The sequence below is a fragment of the Mesorhizobium sp. M9A.F.Ca.ET.002.03.1.2 genome, assembly GCF_003952365.1.
GTDB lineage: Bacteria > Pseudomonadota > Alphaproteobacteria > Rhizobiales > Rhizobiaceae > Mesorhizobium.
This window is the reverse complement of the sequence record NZ_CP034443.1, coordinates 244,756-267,972: the sequence shown is the minus strand read 5'-3', so window position 1 is coordinate 267,972 and position 23,217 is coordinate 244,756. Positions and strand designations below refer to the sequence as shown.

Sequence of the window (23,217 nt, the reverse complement as noted above, 5' to 3'; positions counted from 1 at the left end):
CACGAGTTCGCGCACTCGCCTCAAACCCGACCGAGCTCGGTCACCCTGCGCGCATACTTTGCCGAGCCGGTGTTCACCGTGCTGTCCGGCTCAAGCAGCATGACCTCGCAGGTGTCATCCAGGGCGACTGGGCAATGCTCTACGCCATGCGGCACGACGATGAATTCGCCCGGCTCGACGATCTCGTCGCGATCGCGGAACTTCATGAGCAGGCGCCCCTTGTGCACGAAGAACAGCTCGTCCTCCTGCGGGTGGAAGTGCCAGACGAACTCGCCCGCGAACTTGGCGAGCTTGACCTGAATGTTGTTGACCTGGCCTGCGACCTTGGGCGACCAGGTATCCGAGAAATGCTCGAAGGAGCGCGCCAAATTCTTCTTGTGGAACGGCGAGATGTGCCTGTTGAGCGCGGCGACGTCGCGCAGGATCGCAGCGAGCTGGCTCGACACATCCTTTTCCGGCGCCGGGTATTTGCCATCGAGCGCGGCGGTGCCGATGGTAAAACCGGCGGCTCCAGCGTCCTTGACCACGCCGATCCGCGCCGGTGTATCGATGGATCCGGCGACATAGACGGGCTTGGATACTGCGGCACAGACTGCCTTGATCAGCACTGGCACGTCTTCCTTGGACCGGTAGGCTAATAGGTCCAGGCCATGCACACCATCGCGTGCCGCGAGCGTCCGGGCACTGTCGACGATCTCGGCAATGCTGCCTTCCAGCACGCTCGGGTGGCCCGCGATACGGCCCGGGAAGGGGCAATACTGGATGTCTGTGCCGGCGATCACCGGCAGGACGTCATCGACGCGCGTGCCTCCCAGCAACACATCCACGCCAATCTCGGTCGCGGCGCGTGCAGAGGCGATCTCACTGTCGCGGTCGAGCGACACGACTTCCAGATAGGATGTCGCCCCGCCCGCCTTGATGGCGGCGTTGAGGGATTTCAACTGCTCGATCGGCAGGCCGATATCCTTGAAGCCGATGTGGCGTACGCCGAGCTTCAAGGCGGTCTGGAGTTGTTTGGACGCGTCCTCGACAGTGCGGTCGTTGCGGGTGAGCATGAAGATGAAGCGAAGGCCCATTGGACTACCCTCTAAAGTTCCTTGGTCTTGGTTTGCGCGGCGACGAGCCGCCGGGCGTAGGTGAGCGCGGTCTCCAGACTGGTGGGATCGGCGATGCCTTGACCTGCGATATCGAATGCCGTTCCGTGGTCGGGGCTCGTGCGAACGAACGGCAGGCCCAGCGTGATGTTCACGCCCTTCTCGAGTCCGAGATATTTTACCGGGATCAGGCCCTGGTCGTGATATTGGGCTACGACCACATCGAAGCGACCCTTGCGGGCCTGCATGTAGACCGTGTCGCCGGGCCATGGGCCGCTGGCATCGATGCCCTCGGCGCGCGCCGCCTCAATCGCTGGCCGGATGATCCGGATTTCTTCGTCACCGAAGAGACCACCTTCGCCGGCATGGGGATTGAGCCCTGCCACTGCAACGCGTGGTGCCGCAATCCCGAGGGCCTTGCCGCCGTCATGGGCCAACCGGATCGCCGACATCTGCGCGTCGAAATCCGCCTGGTCGATAGCCTTGCGAAGCGACGTGTGGATGGTGACGAGAACCGTGCGGATATCGTCATTGGCCAGCATCATCGCAACTCGCTTTGCGCCGCCATAGTCGGCCAGAATCTCGGTATGGCCGGGATAGCGAATGCCCGCGCATCCCATCGCTTTCTTGTTAATCGGTGCTGTAACGATGCCGCTGATGGTGCCGGCCTTAGCCGCTGTTATGGCGGCTACAATTGCATCGAAGGAAGCCTGGCCGGAAATGGCGTTGACGGTCCCAAGCGGCGGCAGCGCCCGGATCTGGGTCGCCTCGACCACCTCGATGGACCGCGGCTCGAAGCGTGTTTCTCCAAGTCCGGCGATATGCCTGACCGTCAGGTCGAGACCCAGACGACGGACGACGTCCTCCATCACGAGGTAGCTGCCGAAGATGACCGCGCGCTCATCGCCTCTGGCCAACGTCTTCGCCACGATCTCCGGGCCGATGCCGGAGGCATCACCCATCGTGATGGCAAGGGGAGCGGCTCGGGTCATGACAATGCTTGTTCTCGTACTATAGTGTTCTGGCGGAGTTGGGCGATTGCACGACGAAGCGTATCGTCGTCACCGAAGCCACCGGCCTTCATGGCGATAAGAAGCTCGCGCCCATCCCCGAGCAAGGCGCGACCCAGCGGAAAGCCTGGCTCGAACTCCCGCAGGATATCGAACGCCCGGATATTCAGGCCGTCGAGAATGGCTTCCATAGTATCCCCGCCGGTGGCGATCACGACATCGAAGCGCTTGTCGCGCAGTCGTCCAGTCGCATCCTGAGCGATGTCACGCAACACGGACATGGGATCATCCGCGCGCCAGACCGGAGCCCGCAGCAAGGTGACCCCAGCTTCCGCGGCGATCTCATCGGCCTGACGATGGCTGAGCGGGTTGGCGCTGCCGATTGCGACTAGAATGTCGCCATGAGCCGCCACGGTCGCATTCGATCCACCCGCAACCGTCGCAAGGCGTTTCGCCAAGGCCACCGCCATGCCGGGAGAACCCACCCAAAGGATCGATTGCGGTTCCGGCAGAGCGGCAATCTGTGTGTCGAGATCGTCCTGCGTCGCGGCGTCGAGGATGACGACGTTGCCGACGGTGTCAGGAACAAAGTCGACCAGCCGCGAGTGCCGCGCCGGATGAACGGGGTCGCGGCAGTAGGCGGTTTCGCCTACCGGTACGCCATCCACAAGTTGAACGCCTCTGACGGTCGTGCGTCCTGCAGCGGGGAACGCCGGGCCAAAGACAAGCATCTTGCGGCCGCTTGCCTTGAAAGCGGCCTCCAGCTCAGCCGTCACATGGCCCCGCAGCGTGGAGTCCACGGTTTTGTAGAGGACATCGCGCGAAGCGAGTTGCGCGGCAAGGTCCGCCGCGCGTTCCGCAGCCTGCGTCGCGGCAACAGATCGAGATCCGCTATCGACGGCGACGATCGTTGCCCCCTCCTTCGGCAGGCATCCCCGGCCGACTACGGCTCTCAAGCCCCGCTCGACGAACGGGCCGGCGCCGTCCGCGGCGCTGGTCAGGTCGTCGGCAAGGATGCCGATCGTATACTGTCTATTGGTTCGCATGAATCAATTATGCCGACCCAAAGCCGTTCATAAAGCGATAGTTTTTCGGTCTGATCGGTGATAAGAAATCACCGATGAAGCGGTCCGACATACCCTCGCTGGATGATCTTCGAGCGTTCGAGGCGACGGCTCGTCTCGGCTCGGTCCGGCTGGCCGCGGACAGGCTCGCCTTGACCCATGGGGCCATCAGCCGTCGGATTACCAAGCTGTCCGAAGATCTTGGATTCAAGCTTTTCGAGAAAAGTGGCCGGGGCCTGCGGCTCACGCCGGCTGGAGAGACCCTCAACCTCACGCTTGGCCGGTTCTTCACGGAACTGGCGACAACCGTCGAAAGCCTCCGGACCGCCAACGCTCGGCAAAACGCTCTGGTTCTCTCCTGCGAACCCTCGGTCGCGATGCGTTGGCTCATTCCGCGACTGGCGAACTTCCAGAGCGCGCATCCCGATATCGCCTTGCATCTGTCAGTGGGCGGCGGTCCCGTCGAGTTCCGTCGCGACCGGATAGATATCGCCATTCGCCGGCTCGACTTCGCGCTGCCCGACGCCTGGCATGTCCAGCGCCTTTTTCCTGAAAAGATGGGGCCGGTCATGAGCCCTCACCTCGCGCCGGCGTTTGCCTCGGGGGAGTATATCGCGCTGGGTTCAAAGACCCGGCCGGGCGCGTGGTTGCACTGGCTTTCCCTCCACCCCTCGGTGCCGCGCCCCACGGAAATCCGCTTCTACGACCATCACTTTCTGATCGTTGAAGCCGCATCGGCGGGGTTGGGCGTTGCCCTGAGTCCCATGGTCCTTGCAACCGACGACATAGATAGAGAGCGGCTCATCGCACCGGCCGGTTTCGATCCCGACGGGACCCACTACGGGCTCATATGGATAGGAGAACCTGAACTGTCTGGGAAAGTTCACGATCTTGCTCGATGGCTGGAAGCAGAATGCAAGATTTCGTTTGGCTGAGAAGGTATGCAGTAGAAGTCGGTCAAGTCCCTCGTGCGCGATCAGCGGTGGGACGCCTTAGCGCGGATCAGCGCCTCGGCCATGTAGAGATCCTGTAGGGATATGCCGGAACTGTCGAAGACGGTGATCTCCTCGTCGGAACGGCGTCCCGGCCCACGGCCTTCGATCACATCGCCGATTGGCGTCACGATGAGTGTGCCCGCTTCGACCGACTCGCGCACATGCTGGAACTCACCGATTTGAAGGGACTGGGAAGGCAGGTCGCAGAACAGGCTTGCCCTCGACAACAATTCGCTCGCCAATTCGCGCTTGCCCGGGGCATCCGAACCCATGCTCACGATATGAGTCCCGGGGTTCACCCACGTCGCATCGAACAGCGGTTGGCGCGAGGGTGTCGCCGTCACCACGATGTCGGCCGAGCGTACGGCTTCTTCGGCCGGTACCGCGCGTGCAGTCAGGCCGTGGTCCCGGATCCGGTCTACGAAAGCGTCGCGGCGTGGTGAGGGACTGGCCACGATCAACACGGTCTCGATGGGGCGGATGCGAGCAAGGGCTGTCACCTCGAAACCCGCCTGATTGCCTGCGCCGAAGATCGCCAGAAGCTTGGCTTGCTTCCGTGCAAGAAGATCGGCCGCAACCGCGTCGGCGGCGGCCGTCCTGTAGGCGTTAACCTTACCGGCCTCAATCACCGCACTGAGTCGTCCGGTTTCCTGGTCGAGCAGGACGACGGTGGAGTTGTGGCGGGGCAGGCCGCGCGCGGGATTGCCCGACCAGAAGGAGCCGATCTTGACTCCGGTTAGCTGGTCCGACGAACCGGATTTGATTGAGAAGGTATTGGTCGCCTCCCGTGCACGCCCGAGAACCGCAGGGAAGACCAGGCTCTGTTTCGAAGCGGCAGCAACGAGAGCTCTCCGCACGGCCTCGAAAGCCAGTTCATGGGTGACCAGGGCGGCTGACTCCTCTTCGCTGATGTAGATCATCCCGAATACCTCCTGAGCAACGGTTCATCGTTGGGCGTGTTTGCGACTGTCCGATTGCGGGGGGCTTGGATCGCGTCCGTTGTGAACCCGTGCGGGCGCAACACGGATCGCCAAACGATGAAAGCGAGGCGATACGAGGCGCCGGATATACTTCGCCCGCTTTGCGCAGTTTGGTATGCCGAGGAATGGCTCAAAACGAATAATCTCGCTGATCTGAACGAGCAAAACAGCAGCGAAATCTGTGCGCCGGACGCCACCTTGAGATTCGATCTCTGGATGAAGTGAAGGCTGCTTGCGCATGGCCGTTGGACTCAACACTGACATTGTCGGCGATCCGACCGAGCTGATCGCGTTCGAGACCAGCCATGTGCCGGGCGCGCTGAAGCTGTCGCAGGAAATGGGCTGGCCTTACCGCAGCGAGGACTGGGAGTTTGCCGCCAGGTTGGGCGAGGGCCTTGTCCTCGAGCGTTCAGGCGAGGTGATCGGCTCGGCAATGTGGTGGAACTACGGGCAGGCCTATGCCTCGGCCGGGATGATCATCGTCACCCGCTCCGCGCAAGGCGGCGGCAATGGCTCGCGGCTCTTCAACGCGTTGCTTGAGGCGACGGAAGGTCGCAACGTGCTGCTCAATTCGACCGAAGATGGGCTGACGCTCTACAGGCAACGCGGCTTCACCGTTTGGGGCACCGTGCTCCAGCACCAAGGCCCGCTGAACGTCGCCGTGTCGGCGAAGGCCTGCGGCGACATCCGGCCTGCGACGGTTTCCGACCTTCCGGCGATCCAGGCTTTCGACGAACGGGCCACCGGCATGCCACGAGGGCCGATGGTGGCCGCGCTTGCCGAAGTGGGCGACGTGGTGGTGATAGAGCGCAGTGGAAGGATCGCGGGTTATGCCATCGCAAGGAAGTTTGGACGCGGCTACGTGGTCGGCCCTGTTGCCGCCGAAAGCGCCGAAGACGCGCAACGCCTGATCCTGGATCATCTTTCCAAGCTCCACGGCCAGTTCGTGCGCATCGACGTCTATGCCGAGCATGGATTGGGCGACTGGCTGGAAAGCCTGGGCCTTGTCAGGGTGGGCGGAGCCACCGCCATGGTCAAGGGGCGGCGGCCAACGCCCGATGGCGCGGCCCGCATGTATGCCTTGGCGAACCAGTCCTTCGGTTAGTTTTGAGGAACATCGGGAACATGGCAACGAACGCGGAATTGCTGAAACCGGTCCAGAAGATCGACGGCCTTGTCACCCCGGCGCTGTTGCTGGATCGCGGGAAGCTCGAGCGCAACATAAAGCGTCTCGCCGACCGCGCCAGGAGGCTGGGCGTCGTGTTGCGCCCGCACATGAAGACGGCCAAGAGCATCGACGTTGCTCGACACGTGTTCCCGGACGAACCCGGCCCGATCACGGTCTCGACCATCGCCGAGGCGGAATACTTCGCCAGCCACGGCTATCGCGACATGACCTATGCGGTCGGCCTGTCGCCGGCCTCGGCTCTGCGTGCCGCGGAGCTTTGCGGCCGCACCGGCGTCGACCTGAAGCTGCTGCTTGATACCGTTGAACAGGCCGATGCCCTGGCCGATGTCCGCAAGGCCACGGGCGTCACGCCGTCCGTGCTCATCGAACTGGATTGCGACGACCATCGCGGTGGCCTCAAGCCGGACGATCCCAAGCTCATCGAGGTCGCCGATCGGGTCGTCGCTGCGGGAGCCAACCTTGCCGGCGTCTTGGCCCATGCGGGCGAGTCCTATGGCTTGAGCACGTCAGACGCGCTGGTGAAGGCAGCCGAGAACGAGCGTTCGGCCACCGTGCGCGCCGCCGAAATCCTGCGCGCTCGCGGTCATGCATGCCCGATCGTCAGCCTCGGCTCGACCCCGACCGCGCACTTCGCCAAGAACTTGGACGGCGTCACGGAGTTGCGCGCCGGGGTCTACATGTTCTTCGACCTCGTCCAGCACGGGGTCGGGGTCTGTGCCATCGACGACATCGCGATTTCCGTGCTGGCCACGGTGGTCGGCGCTAAGCCGGAGAAGGGCTGGGTGCTTGTCGACGCGGGGTGGATGGCGCTCTCGCGCGATCGCGGCACCGCGAGCCAGCGGGTAGATCAGGGTTACGGACTGGTATGCGACGGGGCGGGTTGCGTGCTCGAAGACGTGATCGTATCACAGGCCAGCCAGGAACACGGCATCCTGGCGATCCGCAGCGGCTCGGCCAAGAGCATGCCAGACCTTCGGGTCGGTACCCGGGTGCGGATCCTGCCAAACCACGCCTGCGCGATGGCCGGCCAGCACGATTTCTACAGCGTCGTCAACGGAGGAAGTCCGGAGATCGACGCGCGGTGGGAGCGGATCCGCGGCTGGTAGAAGTTCCGCTGGCCGGCGATCCCCGGATATTTCTGGCGTCCCCGGTTCCTGCCAATCCTCGGCGCCTACCTATTGGGATGAAGGACCTCGTGACATGACCACGCCCCTCGAGCACCTGTCTCGCAACGGCCGCCTCGGCACATTCTTCATCGACGGCGAATGGCGCGCGCCAAGGGGCACTGGCCAGGCCGCCGTCACGAATCCGGCGACGGAAGAAGTGGTGACGCGATTTCCGCTCGGAAATGGCGAGGACGTGGACGCGGCCGTTTCCGCGGCCCGCCGGGCATTTGCCACTTGGAGCCGGACCGAGCCGGAATATCGCGCGAGCTTGCTCCATCGTCTGCAGGCGCTGCTCGAAACGCGCCGTGAACTAATCGCACAATGCCTGACCCTCGAAATGGGCGCAGCCATCGGCTATGCGCGCACGGCGCAGGTTCCGCTGGCGATCGCCCATGTGAAGACCGCTCGTGATGTCCTGACAGCCTTCACCTTCGTCGAGCAGCGTGGCCACACGGCTGTCACCCGCGAACCGGTCGGTGTCTGCGCGCTGATCACGCCATGGAACTGGCCGCTCTACCAGATCACCGCCAAGGTCGCGCCGGCGCTCGCCGCGGGCTGCACGCTCGTGCTGAAGCCAAGCGAGCTTTCTCCCTTGAGCGCCCTTTTGTTCGCCGAGGCTATCGAGGAAGCCGGCTTTCCCGCCGGTGTCTTCAACCTCGTCCATGGTGATGGTCCGTGCGTAGGGGCGCGTCTCGCATCCCACGCGGATGTCGACATGATCTCGATCACCGGCTCTACCCGAGCCGGGATCGCGGTGGCCCAGGCGGCCGCACCGACCGTCAAGCGCGTCGCGCAGGAGCTCGGCGGCAAGTCGCCGAACGTGATCCTGCCCGACGCCGATCTCGATCGCGCCGTAGCTCTGGGCGTGGCCGCTGGCTTCCGCAATCTCGGCCAGTCATGCAGCGCGCCAACCCGTATGATCGTGCCGCGGGCGCGGCTTGCCGAGATCGAGTTGATCGCCGAGCGGGCCGCGGACGAGATCGTCGTCGGCGATCCTCTCTTGGAGACCACCACGCATGGTGCAATCGCCAACCGCGCCCAGTTCGACCGGATCCAGACCATGATCGGCGTCGGCATTTCGGAAGGCGCAAAGCTCGTCACCGGCGGAGAGGGCCGTCCGAACGGCCTGAATGTCGGGCTCTATGTCAAGCCGACGATTTTTTCGGAGGTGCGCAGTGACATGCGCATCGCCCAGGAGGAGATTTTCGGGCCGGTTCTCTGCATCATCCCCTACGACACGGTGGACGAGGCCGTCGCCATCGCCAACGACACCGTCTATGGCCTCGGGGCGCATGTGCAGGGCAGAAATATGAATTGTGCCAAAGACGTTGCGTCACGCATCCGCGCCGGTCAGGTGCATCTCAACTATCCGGCCTGGGATCCCCACGCGCCGTTTGGCGGGTTCAAGCAATCAGGAAACGGACGCGAGTATGGTCTCGAGGGCATGTTGGAGTATCTCGAGGTCAAATCTATACTCGGTTATTTCTAGGCTCCTGCATCGTGCAGAAACGCTGCCCTTCATGCTATGTGCCGCGAATAGCTGTCTGTTTGGGAGTACCCTCGAAGAGCCTCGGCCCTTGGCAGTCCGGTATTACGGCATGCTTGATGTTTGGGAACAACGCTGACCTGCCACGGTTTAGGAAGTCCCGGTTAAGGGAAGGGCAGTCGCCCAAGCCGTTGGGTATGGGAAGGCGGGACAAATTTCTGTTGGCCAGTTCTGCGCCGTGACGAATGTAGGGAGCGCTTGTCAGCGCTGATCGAGCAGCTTGATCTGGAGATCTTGCCAGTGCTCCTTGAAGGCCTCCCGGGCGGTGTCGAAGTGGCGGCTTCTCAGGCTTTTGACAAGTCGCTCATGCTCCAGCGCCATTTCCTCGGCGGTGCCATAGAAGGCCTGCCGCTGGACGAGAAGAAGCTCGATCTCCCCTTCGAGGTTCGAATAGGCTCGCTTCAGGCGGGCGCTCCCACTTGCTGCGATGATGGCGCGATGGAAGTCGCGGTCCGCTGTAACCAACGCCGACCTGTCTGAGGACAGGGTCGAGGCATGCATGACCGCAACCGCCTCGAGCGCTAGGGGCGGAATGACTCCGGTCAGCACGATAAAGCGAATGGCTTCGCCCTCTATGGCGCCCCGCACCCGTGTGATGTCGACAATGTCGTCCGCTCCGAACTCGGGCAGCATGAAGCCTCGGTTCGGGATCTGGCGCAGCAGGCCCTGTGTGACGAGCAACTGGGCCGCCGCACGGAACGTGTGCCGAGAGGTCGAATGCTCCTCGCACATCCTGGCGTCGCGGAGGAATTCGCCAGGCTGAAAATCTCCCGACAGAATACGGCGTCGCAGGTCCTGCGCCAGGATATCCACAGCGCTAACGGGGACGGGTTCAGCGTTGGCGTCAAGGTCCTGTACTTGCTTCATGGGCCGGGTCGTTGATGATGTTGCGCGTGCAGCTGCGTCAGGTGCCGCAGCGCCGGCAAAGGATCCTATTGCATCCGCTCCTAGGTCTGCACCGCCCGCAGCGCATTGTCGACACCTTCGAGCAGACGTCCCGCATTCGCTGATGTGAAGACAAGAGGGGGCCTGATCTTGAGAATATGCGCATCTGCTCCGGTCGCGGAGATGAGAATGCGCTGGTCGCGCAGAGCATTGACGGCCGCAAGCGCACGATCCATGTCCGGAACCTTCCTGTCGCGGTCCTTGACGAGCTCGATGGCGAAATAGAGGCCCGCCCCACGCACATCACCGACGAATTCGTATTTGTTCTGCAGGTTGCGGAGGCCGTCGAGGATTTCACCGCCGACCCTGGTCGCGTTGTCCATCAGATTCTCTTCGAAAATCGTGTCGAGCACGGCCTGCGCGGCGGCGATAGCGACGGAATTGCCACCGAACGTGTTGAAGTAGCGCATGCTGGCCCCGAACTCGGCTACGAGTTCGGGCCGCACCACCAGGCCCGCAACCGGATAGCCGTTGCCCATGGGCTTCCCAAGGGTGACGATATCCGGATCGACCTTGTGTCGGGCGTGTCCCCAAAGGTGGGTGCCGGTCCGCCCGAAACCGGATTGCACTTCGTCGGCGATGACCAGGCCTCCGGCCTTGCGGACGACTTCAGCAACTGGCGCCAGCACATTGGTGGGGTCGACATAAAGACCATCGGAGGAGAAGACGGAATCAGCGATGAATGCGGCCAGGCCGTCGCCATGCCTTTCGAGGTCAGCAATCTGTCGGGCAACATCCTCCGCCATCCGCCGGCCGATTTCCGCGACGGGCAGGCGATAGGAGTCCGGGGCAGCGACCGTTCGAACGTAGGGATCCAGCGCCGATTTCTTGCCGAGCGACGGCGAGATTGCCGCCACCGCGCCGCTATTGCCGTGATAGGCTTCGGCCGTGACAATGACGCCGGTCTTGCGTGTGTGATAACGCGCGATACGCAAGGCGAGATCGTTGGCTTCCGAGCCGGTGCAGGTGAACATCGCGCATCCGGTCCGGCCGAGTTCGCCACCGAATGTCTTGATCAGGGTTTCGGCATAGTCCAGCATGGGTTCCTGCATGTAACGCGTGTGGGTACAGAGTATTTCGAGCTGCTTCTGGATCGCCTCGACGACACGCGGATGAGAGTGACCCAGCGATACCACGTTGTTGTAGGCGTCGAGATATTCGTTGCCATGCTTGTCATAGAGGAAGACGCCCTTGGCGCGCGAAATCTCCACCGGCGACTTATAGAAAAGCCGATAGGCGGGGCCAAGCAGCCTTTGCCGCCTGGCCAGATGCGCCGCGGCTTCACTCGGGAGATGAGCCGCATCCTGAGGGTTGAAGCCATTCGCCATGTCGCCACGGAAGCCCTTGGGCAGGGTAGTCGCTTGCTGGGTCATTGCGGTTCCTCTCGCGTCAGAAGGTCCGATATTTGTGCGGTCGACATCGAGTTGAACCACTCGAGATGAGCCCACCCCGCCTCGGTGTTGCGCAGGATGTAGCGGCTGTTCTCAGGAAAGAGCTCGGCTCGCCAGCAGGTCAGAAGCGCGCGGACCGCAAGTCGGCCCTGTGCCAGGAAGGGGATGAGCCGGAGTTCCTCGTCCGTCAGTTCAGCGTGGCGGAGATAGCCGCGCAGAATGTCACGCGGTTCGTCGAACAGGTCACGCCGCTTCCCACGGTCGAAGGTTTTGGGCATCTGGTTCATCAACGCCGTGGAGACATCGACGGCGATGGCAGTACGAACCGCATCGCCGAAGTCGATGACGCCGGTCAGGAACTCCGAGCAAGTGTGATCAACCACCAGGTTCGACGTATTGAAATCGTTGTGGAGCACCTGCCGCCGGCACAGGTCGAGCTGCGGCTTGATCTCTGCAAACCGCTCCAGCGCACGGATGGTCCATGCGCGCTTGCCGCCCGCTGGGATGAAGCCCAGCAGATCGGAGAGATCGAGCAGGTGGGTGACGTCCCATGCCAAGGTCCGAGAGTCGGCGGGATGGGAGAAATCGGCCATGGCGTGGCGCAGTTTCGCCAGGACCTCGCCGATCCGCTCGCGCTGCTGCGCCGTGGAAACTGTCCGGTCGAGTGGGATACCATCGAGGAAGGTGACGAGCCGCACCACACGCCGCTCCCCGGCACTTGTCGTGACGACGGGCAAATCAGCGCCATCGACGTCGCGATGGGGATGGGGGATGGGCAGGTCCGGAGCGCGCTCTGCGATATGCCGCAACAGGGTGACCTGGAAATCGAGTTCTTCCACCCGCTCGGAAGGATGAGCGATTTTCAGGACGAATTTCCCGCGGTCCGCGCAGTCGAGGAGAAACGTGTCATCTTTCTCGGTCTCAAAGCGCGTGGCCGAGCCGCGAATATTATAGAGACGTTCGGCGATTACTTCAGCTTCCGCTGCACCGACGGGATGGCAGGCTTCGGAAAGTTCCGACGCGCGGGCTGGCTTGGTCTGTTGATAGTAACCCATGTTCCACTCAGTTCAGGTGCCGCCGAAACAGGGCTTCAACGCCGCAGGCTTCGCATCTCGCGTGCCATTTTGTACAACAATCTGTGCAGAAGTTCAAGATAGGCTTCTGGTTTGAAGGGGCGGGCAGTGGAAGCCTCGACCCATTTTGGGCTTCAATCCGCAGGTGTCTGGTTCAGTGCCATCACCAAAGATCACAAATTATCAAGTGATATCTGCCTAATATGGACCAGCGGTCCCTTCCGTGTAACGCGGACATCAAGGTGCGCGCCTTGCACCATCATGCCGTCGATAGCAGACCGGCACCGAACGCTCTCTCATAATTGTTGTACAATTATTTTTTAGAAGGGTTGCCCGAAATGCAGTGCGAGCGGGCCTGCGCGGGGGTGTCGATCGTGACGGCACGCTTGGCCACCCGTCCGGCCTTGCAGGTGGCAGGGCGACAGATTGTGCCTAAGGAGCGGCCAAATTCAGTACAATGCACTTCAAGCAGCGAACGTTCGAAAAGTTATGCTCCACTGTTCGCACAATTATGGCGTGCCGAGAGCGGCCAGTCTGGATCGTCAAATTGAAAGGAACGCACGCCATGACCAAATTTAGGCCAAAATATATCACCTTCGACTGCTATGGTACGCTGACCAACTTCGACATGGCTGGTGCAGCGCGGCGTGTGTATGCCGAGCGTCTCTCTGCTGAGGCGATGGCCAACTTCGTCGAGGCTTTCAGGGGCTATCGCCTGGACGAAGTCCTGGGAGCTTGGAAGCCTTTCGCCGAAGTGGTGCACAATGCCGTCGAACGCAGCTGCAAGCGGATCGGTATCCAGTTCAAGCCCGAAGACGCGCAGCGCATCTCTGATGAAGTGCCAACCTGGGGCCCGCACCCGGACGTTCCGGCAGGGCTCTCCAGGGTGGCGAAGGAAATTCCGCTGGTGATCCTCTCGAACTCGATGAAAAACCTGATCATGTCGAATGTGGAAAAGCTCGGCGCGCCCTTTCATGCCGTCATCACCGCCGAGGAGGTTGGCGCCTATAAGCCGCTGATGAAGGGCTTTGAGTATATGCTCGACAAGCTCGGCTGCGGTCCCGAAGACATCACCCACGTCTCCTCCTCGTTCCGCTACGACCTGATGACGGCCTACGACCTGGGGATCAAGAGCAAGGTCTGGGTCAACCGCGGCCACGAACCCGCCAATCCGTTCTATGAATATACCGAGATCAGGGATATCGGCGGACTAGCCGCCGCCGTCGGCCTGGAGCCGGTCCTGAAGCGCGCCTGAAAAACTAGCGCTCAGGCACTGTTGCTACGATGAGACCGGGGCGGTTCATTCGCCCCTTCTCTTACCGTTCGAACGGAAGCAAGCATGGCCTTTTGGGGATCCCTTCCGCACGAGTGACGCCGTCATGCATTTACGCCCCGCCTCATTCGCTGACGCTCCCGCCGTCTGGTCGATCATCGGGCCCGTGATCCGAGCGGGAGAAACCTATGCGCTTGATCGCAACCTGAGCCGGGCAGACGCAATTGCCTACTGGATGGGAGCAGACAAGGAAGTCTTCGTTGCCGAGGAAGCGGGCGCCATCCTCGGCACCTACTATATGCGTCCCAACCAGGCTGGCGGTGGTCGGCATGTTTGCAACTGTGGATACGTCACAGCACCTGTCGCGACAGGTAGAGGCGTCGCACGCCGTATGTCGAACACTCAATGGCGACCGCCCGGGCCCACGGGTATCGGGCCATGCAGTTCAACTTCGTGGTGAGCACCAACCAGCGCGCCATTTCGCTATGGCAGAAGATGGGTTTTGACGTCGTGGGCACGTTGCCGGGCGCGTTCAGGCACCCGACACATGGCTATGTTAGCGCCTTCGTTATGTATCAAGTGCTATGAACGAATTTGGCGTGCGCTCGACTTAGCCTCTCCGTCGCTCACTGCCGCTATGGTGGAACAGTCTCCGTCATGAAGTGCGTTGTCTGATTTCCATTGGATTAGAGCACCTGCCACACCCTTCGTCGCCGGCAATCACCCCAGATTGCAAGGATTCAGTTACTCGCTTCACAGTTCCGTCATTCGGCTAGTTTCTATGCCGATAGACTGCCGTCAGTGACTGGATTCGGCACGTCGAGACTGGCCACTGGGGTTCCCACCAGGCGCGGAACGATACGGAAGGACGGCTGACTTGTGTCCACGAAAAAGCCAATGAAATCAAGAATTTGAATACGTCCTCCGGGCCTACCATATTTGTTCGAGCGATGCGACTTCGCCTTCTCAAATCGCCACAATTAATGAGTGTCGGTATCGGTGGTTGGGTGTCCGCGATTTGAATCTGCGGTTTTTGCAGACCAGGCTGAACGGAGAGCAACCGATTAGGCTCGCGGATTTCCGAAAAGCACGCCGTGCTATCCCTTTCTGCGACCGATGGATTGGACGGCTTTTCTCATCTCCCGCAAGTGCACATCTTGGGAGACATGGACCAAGATCATGATTCAGGCAGGATTGAAGGAGACCACGCATCCTGCGGACTGCTATTTTTCGCAGGAGTACAGCCGGGCCGTAGCGAGCGCTACCCGCAATGGTTGTGAAATCCCAAAAACGGGCCTTGCTCCGAGCGCCTGACAGAGCGATTCTGCGCCTTGCACGCGCACTCGCGCGCCAAGCGGCCCGCGAAGATCACGCGCGTGAATTGGGCGAAAGAATCAATCATGAATCGAGCCGCGATCTACGCACGCTTCTCAACCGATCTTCAGAATGAGCGATCGATAGACGATCAACTCGCGCTATGCCGAACGTATGCCGAGCGCGAGCGTTTGGATGTCGTCGCGACGTTTGACGATCGCGCTCGCTCCGGCGGTTCGGTCGTGGGGCGTGATGGTTTGCTCCACCTCATGGATAAAGCTCGTGAGCACGAATTTGATGTGCTGGTCGTGGAGGCCCTAGATCGCCTCTCTCGCGACATGGAAGACCTCGCAGGCATCCACAAGCGCCTTTCATTTCTTGGTATCGAAATTCGTGCCGTCCACGAGGGCGTGGTCAACACAGTCCTGGTCGGGCTTCGTGGTCTAGTTGGGCAACTTTATCGAGAGGACATTGCTCACAAAGTTCGGCGCGGCCAAGCCGGCCGGATCAACAGAGGTCTCCACGCCGGTGGATTGACCTACGGCTACTCTTACGTTTTAGGCGACCCTGGGAAGCGCCTGATCGCAGAGCATGAAGCTGCGATCGTGCGTCGTATCTTCAGGGAGTACGTCGATGGACAGACCCCGCGTGATATTGCGCACAATCTAAATAGAGACCGCATACCGCCGCCTCGTGGTCGAGCCTGGAATGCCTCTACTATCAATGGAAATGCGCAGAGAGGGACGGGGCTGCTTCATAATGAGCTTTATGCTGGCCGCTTGATCTGGAACAGGGTCAGAATGATCAAGGATCCTGATACGGGGAAACGTGTCTCGCGTCCGAATCCCAAGGGTGAATGGCGAATAGTCGAAGTACCCGGCCTTGCTATTGTTTCGTCCGACCTGTTCGACGCAGCACAAGCGCGGAAGAAGGCGCGCGCAACCACCCATCCAAGCCATCAGCGCCGACCACGGCATATGTTGGCGGGGCTCCTGAGGTGCGGTGCCTGTGGTGCGGGAATGTCGTCAAAAGGCATGGACAAGTCCAAGCGCATTCGCATCCGCTGTTCCGCCGCGACCGAAAGCGGAACATGCGCTGATCCTAAGACCTTTTATTTGGATACGGTCGAAACTGCAGTTCTGAACGGGCTTACCGCCGAGTTGCGCCATCCTGAAGTGATTGCCCAGTACGTCCAGACGTACCACGAAGAACGGAAGCGCTTGGCAGCCGACACCGATGCCAGGCGCACTCGTTTGGAACGACGGCTTGAAGAATTGTCTCGGGAGATCGAGCGGCTGGTCAACGCCATTGCCAAAGGCCACGGCGACCCAGCCGTACTGGGACCGCAATCAACAACGCTAAACGAAGAGCGTAAGTGCATTTTGGCAGAGTTGGATCGGGTGCCCACCGCGACCGGAGTGATCGCGCTGCATCCTGCGGTGCTGGCACGCTATGAGGAACAACTGAACCAGCTTCAGACAGGGCTTGCCAAGGGCATCGCTACTGGCGATTTCGAATCTGCAGAGTCGATGCGGGACTTGATCGAAACCGTCACGGTGTTTCGAGATCCATCGAGGATCGGCGGGATCGAAGTCGAAATCGCTGGGCGGCTAACGGCACTCTTGGGCGAGGGTGCCTTCCCCCACGGCGTCAAAGGAGTGGGGGGAATGGTGGTAGCGGGAGAGGGACTTGAACCCCCGACCCCAGGATTATGATTCCCGTGCTCTAACCAACTGAGCTACCCCGCCAGGGCGGCGAAAGGCCCGAAATCCGCCTTAAATCGGAAGGCATATCGAAGCGTTCGCCAAGGTCGGGCGGATATAAGGTTGGGACGGCAAGCCTGTCAAGCATCGATGCAGCCGGCATGCCAAGCATATTCCGTCGCATCGGAATCGATTTTCGGAAAGCACGATGCGGAGATTCAAGTCTTGAGACGCGCACTTTGTGCGTCCAAGTGGACGCATGTCGTTCTGATCGCCGAAAAGCTTTGCCGGGCAGACATTTGAGCGCACATGCCGGGGTTGAGTTCGACGGGGCGCGCCGCTATGTCTCGGCCACGAAATTCTAGAGTTGGAATTGATGAAACCGCGCATTGCAGTCCTCGGTTGCGGATACTGGGGCAGCAACCACATCCGCACCCTCAAGGCGCTAGGAGCGCTGCACGCGGTCTCGGACGTCAACCGTGCCCGTGCCGAAGGGTTCGCCAGTGAACAGGATTGCCTGGCGATCGAGCCGGAGGCGCTGTTTGTCCACGACGACATCGACGCCATCGTCATGGCGCTGCCGCCGCAGTTCCACGCCGACATGGCCGTGCAAGCCGTCCAGGGCGGCAAGGACGTGCTGGTGGAAAAGCCGATTGCGCTAACGGTGGCGGATGCCGAACGTTCGGTGAAGGCGGCGGCCGACAATGGCCGCGTCTTCATGGTCGGCCACGTGCTGCGCTTTCATCCCGCCTTCGAGACGTTGAAGGCGCTGATCGATAATGGCGAGCTCGGCGAGGTCCGTTATATCCATTCGCACCGGCTCGGGCTCGGCAAGTTCCACACCGAGAACGACGCGCTGTGGGATCTTGCGCCGCACGATCTGTCGATGATCCTCGCCATCACCGGCACGGAACCGATCGAGGTGCGCGGCGAGGGGGCAGCGCTCCTCGACAATCTCAGCGATTTCGCGCATCTGCACATGCGCTTTCCCAACGGTCTGCGCAGCCATCTCTTCGCGTCGCGGCTCAATCCCTACCGCGAACGACGGCTGACCGTGGTCGGCACCAAGGCGATGGCGGTGTTCGACGATGTCGAACCGTGGGAGCGCAAGCTCGCCGTCTACCGCCACGCGGTATGGCAAGACAGCGGCCAATGGGCCTTCACCACCAACGAGCCGTCCTATGTGGCGGTGGGCGAGGGCATGCCGCTGACGCGAGAGCTCGAACATTTCATCCAATGCATCGAGACGCGGGCAGAACCGCGCACCAGCGGCGAGGAAGCCATCAGGGTGCTGCGCATCCTGACCGCGGGCACGGTTACCCACACAGGATCGTCTTCCTGAGAGAAAAATGCCGCTGTGTTAGTTGGAGCCTGATCCATCCCGATAGAATCGGGATCATTCGGCGGGAACTTGCGCCGGCCGGGTCGCCAGCCGTGTCAGCATCGCCTCGGCCTCGGCGCCACGCTCGGAACGCTCGATGAAACCGCCGCCGAACACGCGGGCCTCGTTGCCGTCGTCGGAATAGAGAACGCAGGCCTGGCCCGGCGCGATGCCGGACTCGCCGTCGACCAGCTCCACCGAGGTGATGCCGGCGCTGTGATGCAGCACGGCCGGGCGTGGCGGGCGTGTCGAGCGGACCTTGGCGAAAAGCTCCAGCCCGGCCGCCGGGATGTCGGACAGCGCAGCGTCGCCCAGCCAGTTCATGTCGCGCAAATAAATCTTGTGCGTCTCCAGCGCCTCGTGCGGGCCAACGACGACGCGGGCCCGGTCGGCGTCGAGATGGACGACGTAGAGTGGCTCGCCCGAGGCGACGCCGATGCCGCGGCGCTGACCGATCGTGTAGCGCAAAATACCTTCATGGCGGCCGAGCACGCGGCCGTCGATATGGACGATGTCGCCCGGATTGGCAGCAGTCGGCTTCAGCTTGGCGATGATGTCGGAATATTTGCCCTGCGGCACGAAACAGATGTCCTGACTGTCCTGCTTGGCGGCGACTGTCAGTCCCATCTCCTCGGCAATAGTGCGAACCTCCGGCTTCGACACGCCGCCGAGCGGAAAGCGCAGATAGTCGATCTGTGCCTGTGTGGTGGCGAACAGGAAATAGCTCTGGTCGCGGTCCGCGTCGACCGGCCGGTACAGGGCGCGATGGGCGCCGTTGGCGCCGGAGCGTATATAATGGCCGGTGGCCAGCGCGTCGGCGCCAAGCTCCTTGGCGGTCGCCAGAAGGTCGGCGAACTTCACGGTCTGGTTGCAGGAAACGCAAGGGATCGGCGTTTCGCCGGCCACATAGCTCTCGGCGAAGGGGTCGATCACCGCCTTGCGGAAGCGCTCCTCGTAATTGAGCACATAGTGCGGGATGCCGAGCGTCTCGGAGACGCGGCGGGCATCGTCGATGTCCTGGCCGGCGCAGCACGAGCCGGCCCGGTGCGTTGCCGCGCCGTGGTCATAAAGTTGCAGCGTGACGCCGACGACATCGTAGCCCCCGCGCTTCAAAAGACCGGCAACGACCGACGAATCGACGCCGCCCGACATGGCGACAACGACGCGGGTGTTTTCGGGACGTCCGGGAAGATCGAGGCTGTTCATGGTTCTTTCGTTCTGCACGGCACTTGAATGCCAATGGCAGGAATATAGGTCAAGCTTTCCAGGTGCGCCAGCTTCGCGAGCTCGCCGATTTTTTTGAACGGATTCAGCGCTTGCGGGCAGATATCTCAAATGCCGACGAAAAGACTAACGCGGCGTTCATGATCCTTACCTAGCTATTAGGGTCTGCTTAGGCAAATTTTAAAGCTGTGGCGGTATTGTGGTGTGGATTGGGTCTTTGAGTTTTTGTAGAGAGTACGATGACCGATCTTGTTAGACCGCGAGTCAAATATGTTATTGGGCCTGACGGCAGCCCCCTTACGATTGCCGATCTGCCGCCGACGAACACACGCCGCTGGGTTATCCGGCGCAAGGCGGAAGTGGTGGCGGCTGTGCGCGGCGGCCTTTTGAGCCTCGAAGAGGCGTGCCAGCGCTACAAGCTGACCACCGAGGAATTCCTGTCCTGGCAGGCGTCGATCGACGAATATGGCCTTGCCGGGCTGCGCACGACGCGCATCCAGCAATATCGGCATTAAGGCTGGTTCGAGGACGTCAAAAGGCGCGACCATCCGCGCCCTTTTTGTTTTGCCGGAACGGCTCTCTCTGCTTCAGACCATCAGCACCACCTTACCGATCGGCCTGGCGGCGAGAAAGGCATGGGCAGCGCCTGCTTCTTCGGATGGAAAGGTCTCTGCCACGTGGACGGCAAGCTTTTTCGAGCAGCCCTCACATCAGGGATACTTGGGCGCGGGCGGTCGCGGACAATGACAGGAATTTGGTAGCGCAAGCCTGAAACTGGTGCCCGCCCGATCAGGGCGGCGACGTTCCAGATGAGCAACGCCCTGATCGCGGGGGCGTCGATTGGCCTAAAAGCCTTGTTTTCAGCCGATCATGGCGCTGCGGCCGCCGGTCTCGGCGTCGCGGATCTTGGTGTCGCGCGATTCGAGCATTTCCGCTTTGGAAAGTTCCGCTTCGGCTTCGCCGAGCAGTGATTCGGCAACGCTTCGCTGCTGGGCAAGGTCGCTTTGCGAGTTTCTGAGGTTGTCGCGGCGCAGGCGCGCTGCCTTGGCGAAGGTTGGATAGGCAAAATGGTTGATGTCGGTGATGCCGGCTTTCTTTTCTTCGGCGGTGATCTGAAGCTCTAGTTCGACAGCCATGCGCTCGAACTCGGCGATCATCATGTCGAGTTGCAGCAATTGCCGCCGCTTCTCGTTCACCTGAAATTGCTTCAGCCGAACGAGGTTCTCACGTGACTTCATGATTCGGTACTCCTGGAAACGCACACCTGCACATATCGTCCAATCCACCTGGCAAACGCAGGCTTCACCCGTCTCCACCGACTTTACCGGAACTATGGGAAACAAACTCCTAAAGTTTTTTGCCGGCGGTAACCATTCGTTTACGGGCATTGTTAATCATACGGCTCAGGACTTAAGGCCGGGTAAAAATTCCGGCTCTCGATGCGGAAGCACGGCCAGCGAGTCCGAAGAGTCACTTAGTCTGGCTTATTAATGTTTTGCATTAGCGGTTTGGTCCTGTGATTCGTCATTAGATTCAACAAGGTGTAGAAAGGGGTTAAAAAATCTGATACCGTCAGCGGCACGGAATTAGGTTTTGTTAACCATTCGATGGCAGCCTCTGCTCAGGCAATCACTGCTCCGGTCCTAGACGGGTCGTGAAATGGTCCGGCAGCAGAAAAGGGGAATGAAATGCGTGTTCTGCTGATAGAAGATGACAGTGCAACCGCACAAAGCATCGAGCTGATGCTGAAATCAGAAAGTTTCAATGTCTATACGACCGATCTTGGCGAAGAGGGTGTCGATTTAGGCAAGCTCTACGACTACGACATCATCCTTCTCGATCTCAATCTTCCTGACATGTCTGGATATGAGGTCTTGAGAACACTTCGTCTTTCCAAAGTGAAGACGCCGATCCTCATCCTCTCCGGCATGGCCGGCATCGAGGATAAGGTACGCGGCCTCGGCTTCGGCGCAGACGATTACATGACCAAGCCGTTCCACAAGGACGAACTGGTCGCCCGCATCCACGCTATCGTGCGGCGTTCCAAGGGCCATGCCCAGTCGGTCATCACCACCGGCGACCTGGTGGTCAATCTCGATGCCAAGACCGTCGAGGTCGGTGGCCAGCGCGTGCATCTGACCGGCAAGGAATACCAGATGCTGGAGCTGCTCTCGCTGCGCAAGGGCACCACGCTCACGAAGGAAATGTTCCTCAACCACCTCTACGGCGGCATGGACGAACCGGAACTGAAGATCATCGACGTCTTCATCTGCAAGCTGCGCAAGAAGCTCGACGCCGCTTCCGGCGGACAGAATTACATCGAGACGGTTTGGGGCCGCGGCTATGTGCTGCGCGAGCCGGAAGATATCCGCGTCAGCGCCTGAGCCGACAACGCCGACCCGATCGGTTTTTCCGACAAAAATCCGGCTTCGGCCGGATTTTGCGTTTATGTTGCAGATATTGGAGCGACGTGCGTCCACTTAAACGCACAATGCACGCTCCAATTTGCACATTGTCTTTCGGGACCGAAGGTCGGCTGACGGTCGGACGGGTCAGGCGGCTGTTTTCAAGCTGCGGAAGCACTCGAGAAGTTGCGACCGGTTGAACGGCTTCAGCAGATAGCCTTGAGCGCCGGCGCGCTTTGCCCGCATGATCGAAGCGACGTCGACCTCAACCAGCGAAATCAGGATCTGGGGCTGAACCGGGCTTTCCATGGCGCGCACGCGGCGGATGACGTCCACCGCCTGAATGTCCGGCAAGGCGCCGTCGACGATGATGATGTCCGGCATGTCGGCCGCGCACATCTCGACCGCGTCAAGCCCGCTTGCTGCTTCGATGACCAGCATGTCAGAACCACCCAGGATGCGCCTTGCAACCTTCCTGATGACGCTCGAATCGTCGACGAACATGCAGCGTTTCATTTCCGGCCCCCTTTGCCATGCGGCAATCCGGCAGTGTTACCGTACTGAAAGGCACCATAGGTCCATCCGGTAAAGAAGCCGAAAAGCCATTCGGTAAAATTTTTGAAAGAACGGCTTTTACGTAGGTTTCTTCATCGATGCTTCAGGCCGATCTAGGCGCGGAGGCTCATCGCATTCGAGTGTGGTATCTTATTAAGTATTGCCTAGAAAAGTACTTTTCTGTTCTTTTCAACTAGCTTGGTAAACTTCAGGCAGCGGAAAGCACGATTTCTTCCGCGGTCGCGTGAATCGATATTGTCATGTTGGCCTCGCGCGCCAGAAGCAGCGTGTAGTAGGGCTGCACCGAATGCGCGTCGATCGGTTCCTCGGGCTTGTGGCCGGAATGGAGTTCCAGGAATTTGGGTGGCACGCGCAGCATCGGACCGCTCGCGGCGAGCGCAAACCGGGGTTCGGTGTCCAGGTTTTCAAGTGTGACCGCAAGCTTGCCGCCACGCGGAATGGCGGCGTTGGCGACGAGAATGAGGTTGAGCAGCAGCTTGACCTTATTCTTGGGCAACAGCGCGCGGGTTCCGTTCCAGACCAGTTCCGGCTTCTCGTTCTTTAGGAAGGCGATGGCAACGGCCTCGGCGTCCCCGGTGTCGATCATCATGCCGGCAGAACCGGCTGCGCCGAACGCGATGCGAGCGAATTGCAAGCGGGCCGAAGCGTTCCTGGCGCTCTGGCGAATCAATTTCATGGCGTCTTCGTCGGCGCCGCCTTCATCGAGCAGCTCGAGCCCGTTGTTTATGGCACCGACCGGCGAAATGATGTCGTGGCAGACCCGGCTGCACAAAAGCGCTGCGAGATCGGGTGCGGAAAGGGTGAAAAGCTCAGCCATAGGCGAAAGTCCCTGCAAAATTTCACTAGAAATGGCCGGGCGATCGATGATCACGCCTGTCCATGCGAATC

The 23,217-nt window shown here is 60.9% G+C and carries 20 protein-coding genes, 1 tRNA gene and 1 pseudogene; 10 read left to right on the top strand and 12 right to left on the bottom strand.

Going from position 1 to position 23,217, the window contains the following annotated elements; genetic code table 11:
- Positions 1-20: 20 nt before the first annotated feature.
- From EJ066_RS32510 to EJ066_RS01365, 3 genes are read right to left on the bottom strand one after another with little or no spacing between them, the layout of a single operon-like run.
- Positions 21-1,076: a cupin domain-containing protein gene (locus EJ066_RS32510; RefSeq protein WP_189644413.1), complete on the bottom strand. Its 1,056-nt coding sequence runs from the start codon at positions 1,074-1,076 to the stop codon at positions 21-23.
- A gap of 11 nt (positions 1,077-1,087) precedes the next feature.
- Positions 1,088-2,086: a 4-hydroxythreonine-4-phosphate dehydrogenase PdxA gene (pdxA, locus tag EJ066_RS01370; RefSeq protein WP_126034467.1), complete on the bottom strand. Its 999-nt coding sequence runs from the start codon at positions 2,084-2,086 to the stop codon at positions 1,088-1,090.
- Positions 2,083-3,150: a four-carbon acid sugar kinase family protein gene (locus EJ066_RS01365; RefSeq protein ID WP_126034466.1), complete on the bottom strand. Its 1,068-nt coding sequence runs from the start codon at positions 3,148-3,150 to the stop codon at positions 2,083-2,085. The genes pdxA and EJ066_RS01365 overlap by 4 nt, the downstream gene beginning before the upstream one ends.
- A gap of 74 nt (positions 3,151-3,224) precedes the next feature.
- Here EJ066_RS01365 and EJ066_RS01360 point away from each other — a divergent pair, with 74 nt between their 5' ends.
- Positions 3,225-4,103, top strand: a complete 879-nt coding sequence (locus tag EJ066_RS01360; protein ID WP_126034465.1) for a LysR family transcriptional regulator — start codon at positions 3,225-3,227, stop codon at positions 4,101-4,103.
- Positions 4,104-4,144: 41 nt separating this feature from the next.
- Here the strand turns inward: EJ066_RS01360 and EJ066_RS01355 are convergent, their stop codons facing one another.
- Positions 4,145-5,083, bottom strand: coding sequence for an ornithine cyclodeaminase family protein (locus EJ066_RS01355; RefSeq protein ID WP_126034464.1), 939 nt, complete (start codon positions 5,081-5,083; stop codon positions 4,145-4,147).
- 298 nt (positions 5,084-5,381) lie between these two features.
- Here EJ066_RS01355 and EJ066_RS01350 point away from each other — a divergent pair, with 298 nt between their 5' ends.
- From EJ066_RS01350 to EJ066_RS01340, 3 genes are all read left to right on the top strand, one after another.
- Positions 5,382-6,248: a GNAT family N-acetyltransferase gene (locus tag EJ066_RS01350; RefSeq protein WP_126034463.1), complete on the top strand. Its 867-nt coding sequence runs from the start codon at positions 5,382-5,384 to the stop codon at positions 6,246-6,248.
- Between the two features lie 20 nt (positions 6,249-6,268).
- A complete protein-coding gene (locus tag EJ066_RS01345) occupies positions 6,269-7,438 on the top strand; it encodes an alanine racemase (protein WP_126034462.1) in 1,170 nt (389 codons plus the stop codon).
- A 94-nt stretch (positions 7,439-7,532) separates the two neighbouring features.
- Positions 7,533-8,987 carry an aldehyde dehydrogenase family protein gene (locus tag EJ066_RS01340; protein WP_126034461.1) on the top strand — a complete coding sequence of 485 codons (1,455 nt, stop codon included), beginning with the start codon at positions 7,533-7,535 and terminating at the stop codon, positions 8,985-8,987.
- A 258-nt stretch (positions 8,988-9,245) separates the two neighbouring features.
- Here the strand turns inward: EJ066_RS01340 and EJ066_RS01335 are convergent, their stop codons facing one another.
- From EJ066_RS01335 to EJ066_RS01325, 3 genes are all read right to left on the bottom strand, one after another.
- Positions 9,246-9,911, bottom strand: coding sequence for a GntR family transcriptional regulator (locus EJ066_RS01335; protein ID WP_126034460.1), 666 nt, complete (start codon positions 9,909-9,911; stop codon positions 9,246-9,248).
- Between the two features lie 80 nt (positions 9,912-9,991).
- Positions 9,992-11,362, bottom strand: coding sequence for an aspartate aminotransferase family protein (locus tag EJ066_RS01330; RefSeq protein ID WP_126034459.1), 1,371 nt, complete (start codon positions 11,360-11,362; stop codon positions 9,992-9,994).
- Positions 11,359-12,435, bottom strand: a complete 1,077-nt coding sequence (locus EJ066_RS01325; RefSeq protein ID WP_126034458.1) for a phosphotransferase — start codon at positions 12,433-12,435, stop codon at positions 11,359-11,361. Before EJ066_RS01325 ends, EJ066_RS01330 begins: the two co-directional genes overlap by 4 nt.
- A 583-nt stretch (positions 12,436-13,018) precedes the next feature.
- On the opposite strand from EJ066_RS01325, the gene EJ066_RS01320 reads away from it, so the two are divergent.
- From EJ066_RS01320 to EJ066_RS01310, 3 genes and pseudogenes are all read left to right on the top strand, one after another.
- Positions 13,019-13,708, top strand: coding sequence for a haloacid dehalogenase type II (locus EJ066_RS01320; RefSeq protein WP_126034457.1), 690 nt, complete (start codon positions 13,019-13,021; stop codon positions 13,706-13,708).
- Between the two features lie 124 nt (positions 13,709-13,832).
- A pseudogene (locus tag EJ066_RS31590) lies at positions 13,833-14,314 on the top strand (GNAT family N-acetyltransferase).
- A gap of 812 nt (positions 14,315-15,126) precedes the next feature.
- Positions 15,127-16,755, top strand: coding sequence for a recombinase family protein (locus EJ066_RS01310; protein WP_126043708.1), 1,629 nt, complete (start codon positions 15,127-15,129; stop codon positions 16,753-16,755).
- Here the strand turns inward: EJ066_RS01310 and EJ066_RS01305 are convergent.
- A tRNA-Met gene (locus tag EJ066_RS01305) sits at positions 16,712-16,788 on the bottom strand. The genes EJ066_RS01310 and EJ066_RS01305 overlap by 44 nt on opposite strands.
- Before the next feature lie 331 nt (positions 16,789-17,119).
- Between EJ066_RS01305 and EJ066_RS01300 the strand changes: the two genes are divergently transcribed.
- A complete protein-coding gene (locus tag EJ066_RS01300) occupies positions 17,120-18,085 on the top strand; it encodes a Gfo/Idh/MocA family oxidoreductase (RefSeq protein WP_126034456.1) in 966 nt (321 codons plus the stop codon).
- A 54-nt stretch (positions 18,086-18,139) separates the two neighbouring features.
- Here the strand turns inward: EJ066_RS01300 and mnmA are convergent, their stop codons facing one another.
- Complete coding sequence (gene mnmA, locus EJ066_RS01295; RefSeq protein ID WP_126034455.1) at positions 18,140-19,330, bottom strand: tRNA 2-thiouridine(34) synthase MnmA; 1,191 nt, start codon at positions 19,328-19,330, stop codon at positions 18,140-18,142.
- A 257-nt stretch (positions 19,331-19,587) separates the two neighbouring features.
- On the opposite strand from mnmA, the gene EJ066_RS01290 reads away from it, so the two are divergent.
- On the top strand, positions 19,588-19,863 hold the full coding sequence (locus tag EJ066_RS01290; protein ID WP_006203587.1) for a DUF1153 domain-containing protein: 276 nt from the start codon (positions 19,588-19,590) through the stop codon (positions 19,861-19,863).
- Positions 19,864-20,208: 345 nt separating this feature from the next.
- On the opposite strand, the gene EJ066_RS01280 is transcribed toward EJ066_RS01290, so the two are convergent.
- Positions 20,209-20,586: a flagellar export protein FliJ gene (locus EJ066_RS01280; RefSeq protein WP_029349790.1), complete on the bottom strand. Its 378-nt coding sequence runs from the start codon at positions 20,584-20,586 to the stop codon at positions 20,209-20,211.
- Between the two features lie 450 nt (positions 20,587-21,036).
- Between EJ066_RS01280 and ctrA the strand changes: the two genes are divergently transcribed.
- On the top strand, positions 21,037-21,732 hold the full coding sequence (ctrA, locus tag EJ066_RS01275; protein ID WP_006203583.1) for a cell cycle two-component system response regulator CtrA: 696 nt from the start codon (positions 21,037-21,039) through the stop codon (positions 21,730-21,732).
- A gap of 168 nt (positions 21,733-21,900) precedes the next feature.
- Here the strand turns inward: ctrA and EJ066_RS01270 are convergent, their stop codons facing one another.
- Both EJ066_RS01270 and EJ066_RS01265 read right to left on the bottom strand, forming a co-directional pair.
- Positions 21,901-22,269: a response regulator gene (locus tag EJ066_RS01270; RefSeq protein ID WP_126034454.1), complete on the bottom strand. Its 369-nt coding sequence runs from the start codon at positions 22,267-22,269 to the stop codon at positions 21,901-21,903.
- Positions 22,270-22,516: 247 nt separating this feature from the next.
- Positions 22,517-23,146, bottom strand: a complete 630-nt coding sequence (locus EJ066_RS01265) for a histidine phosphotransferase family protein (protein ID WP_126034453.1) — start codon at positions 23,144-23,146, stop codon at positions 22,517-22,519.
- Positions 23,147-23,217 lie beyond the last annotated feature (71 nt).

Coding starts and splice junctions, on each gene's coding strand:
- EJ066_RS32510 (WP_189644413.1), bottom strand. CDS start 1,076: ATGGGCCTTCGCTTCATCTTCATGCTCACCCGCAACGACCGCACTGTC.
- pdxA (WP_126034467.1), bottom strand. CDS start 2,086: ATGACCCGAGCCGCTCCCCTTGCCATCACGATGGGTGATGCCTCCGGC.
- EJ066_RS01365 (WP_126034466.1), bottom strand. CDS start 3,150: ATGCGAACCAATAGACAGTATACGATCGGCATCCTTGCCGACGACCTG.
- EJ066_RS01360 (WP_126034465.1), top strand. CDS start 3,225: ATGAAGCGGTCCGACATACCCTCGCTGGATGATCTTCGAGCGTTCGAG.
- EJ066_RS01355 (WP_126034464.1), bottom strand. CDS start 5,083: ATGATCTACATCAGCGAAGAGGAGTCAGCCGCCCTGGTCACCCATGAA.
- EJ066_RS01350 (WP_126034463.1), top strand. CDS start 5,382: ATGGCCGTTGGACTCAACACTGACATTGTCGGCGATCCGACCGAGCTG.
- EJ066_RS01345 (WP_126034462.1), top strand. CDS start 6,269: ATGGCAACGAACGCGGAATTGCTGAAACCGGTCCAGAAGATCGACGGC.
- EJ066_RS01340 (WP_126034461.1), top strand. CDS start 7,533: ATGACCACGCCCCTCGAGCACCTGTCTCGCAACGGCCGCCTCGGCACA.
- EJ066_RS01335 (WP_126034460.1), bottom strand. CDS start 9,911: ATGAAGCAAGTACAGGACCTTGACGCCAACGCTGAACCCGTCCCCGTT.
- EJ066_RS01330 (WP_126034459.1), bottom strand. CDS start 11,362: ATGACCCAGCAAGCGACTACCCTGCCCAAGGGCTTCCGTGGCGACATG.
- EJ066_RS01325 (WP_126034458.1), bottom strand. CDS start 12,435: ATGGGTTACTATCAACAGACCAAGCCAGCCCGCGCGTCGGAACTTTCC.
- EJ066_RS01320 (WP_126034457.1), top strand. CDS start 13,019: ATGACCAAATTTAGGCCAAAATATATCACCTTCGACTGCTATGGTACG.
- EJ066_RS01310 (WP_126043708.1), top strand. CDS start 15,127: ATGAATCGAGCCGCGATCTACGCACGCTTCTCAACCGATCTTCAGAAT.
- EJ066_RS01300 (WP_126034456.1), top strand. CDS start 17,120: ATGAAACCGCGCATTGCAGTCCTCGGTTGCGGATACTGGGGCAGCAAC.
- mnmA (WP_126034455.1), bottom strand. CDS start 19,330: ATGAACAGCCTCGATCTTCCCGGACGTCCCGAAAACACCCGCGTCGTT.
- EJ066_RS01290 (WP_006203587.1), top strand. CDS start 19,588: ATGACCGATCTTGTTAGACCGCGAGTCAAATATGTTATTGGGCCTGAC.
- EJ066_RS01280 (WP_029349790.1), bottom strand. CDS start 20,586: ATGAAGTCACGTGAGAACCTCGTTCGGCTGAAGCAATTTCAGGTGAAC.
- ctrA (WP_006203583.1), top strand. CDS start 21,037: ATGCGTGTTCTGCTGATAGAAGATGACAGTGCAACCGCACAAAGCATC.
- EJ066_RS01270 (WP_126034454.1), bottom strand. CDS start 22,269: ATGAAACGCTGCATGTTCGTCGACGATTCGAGCGTCATCAGGAAGGTT.
- EJ066_RS01265 (WP_126034453.1), bottom strand. CDS start 23,146: ATGGCTGAGCTTTTCACCCTTTCCGCACCCGATCTCGCAGCGCTTTTG.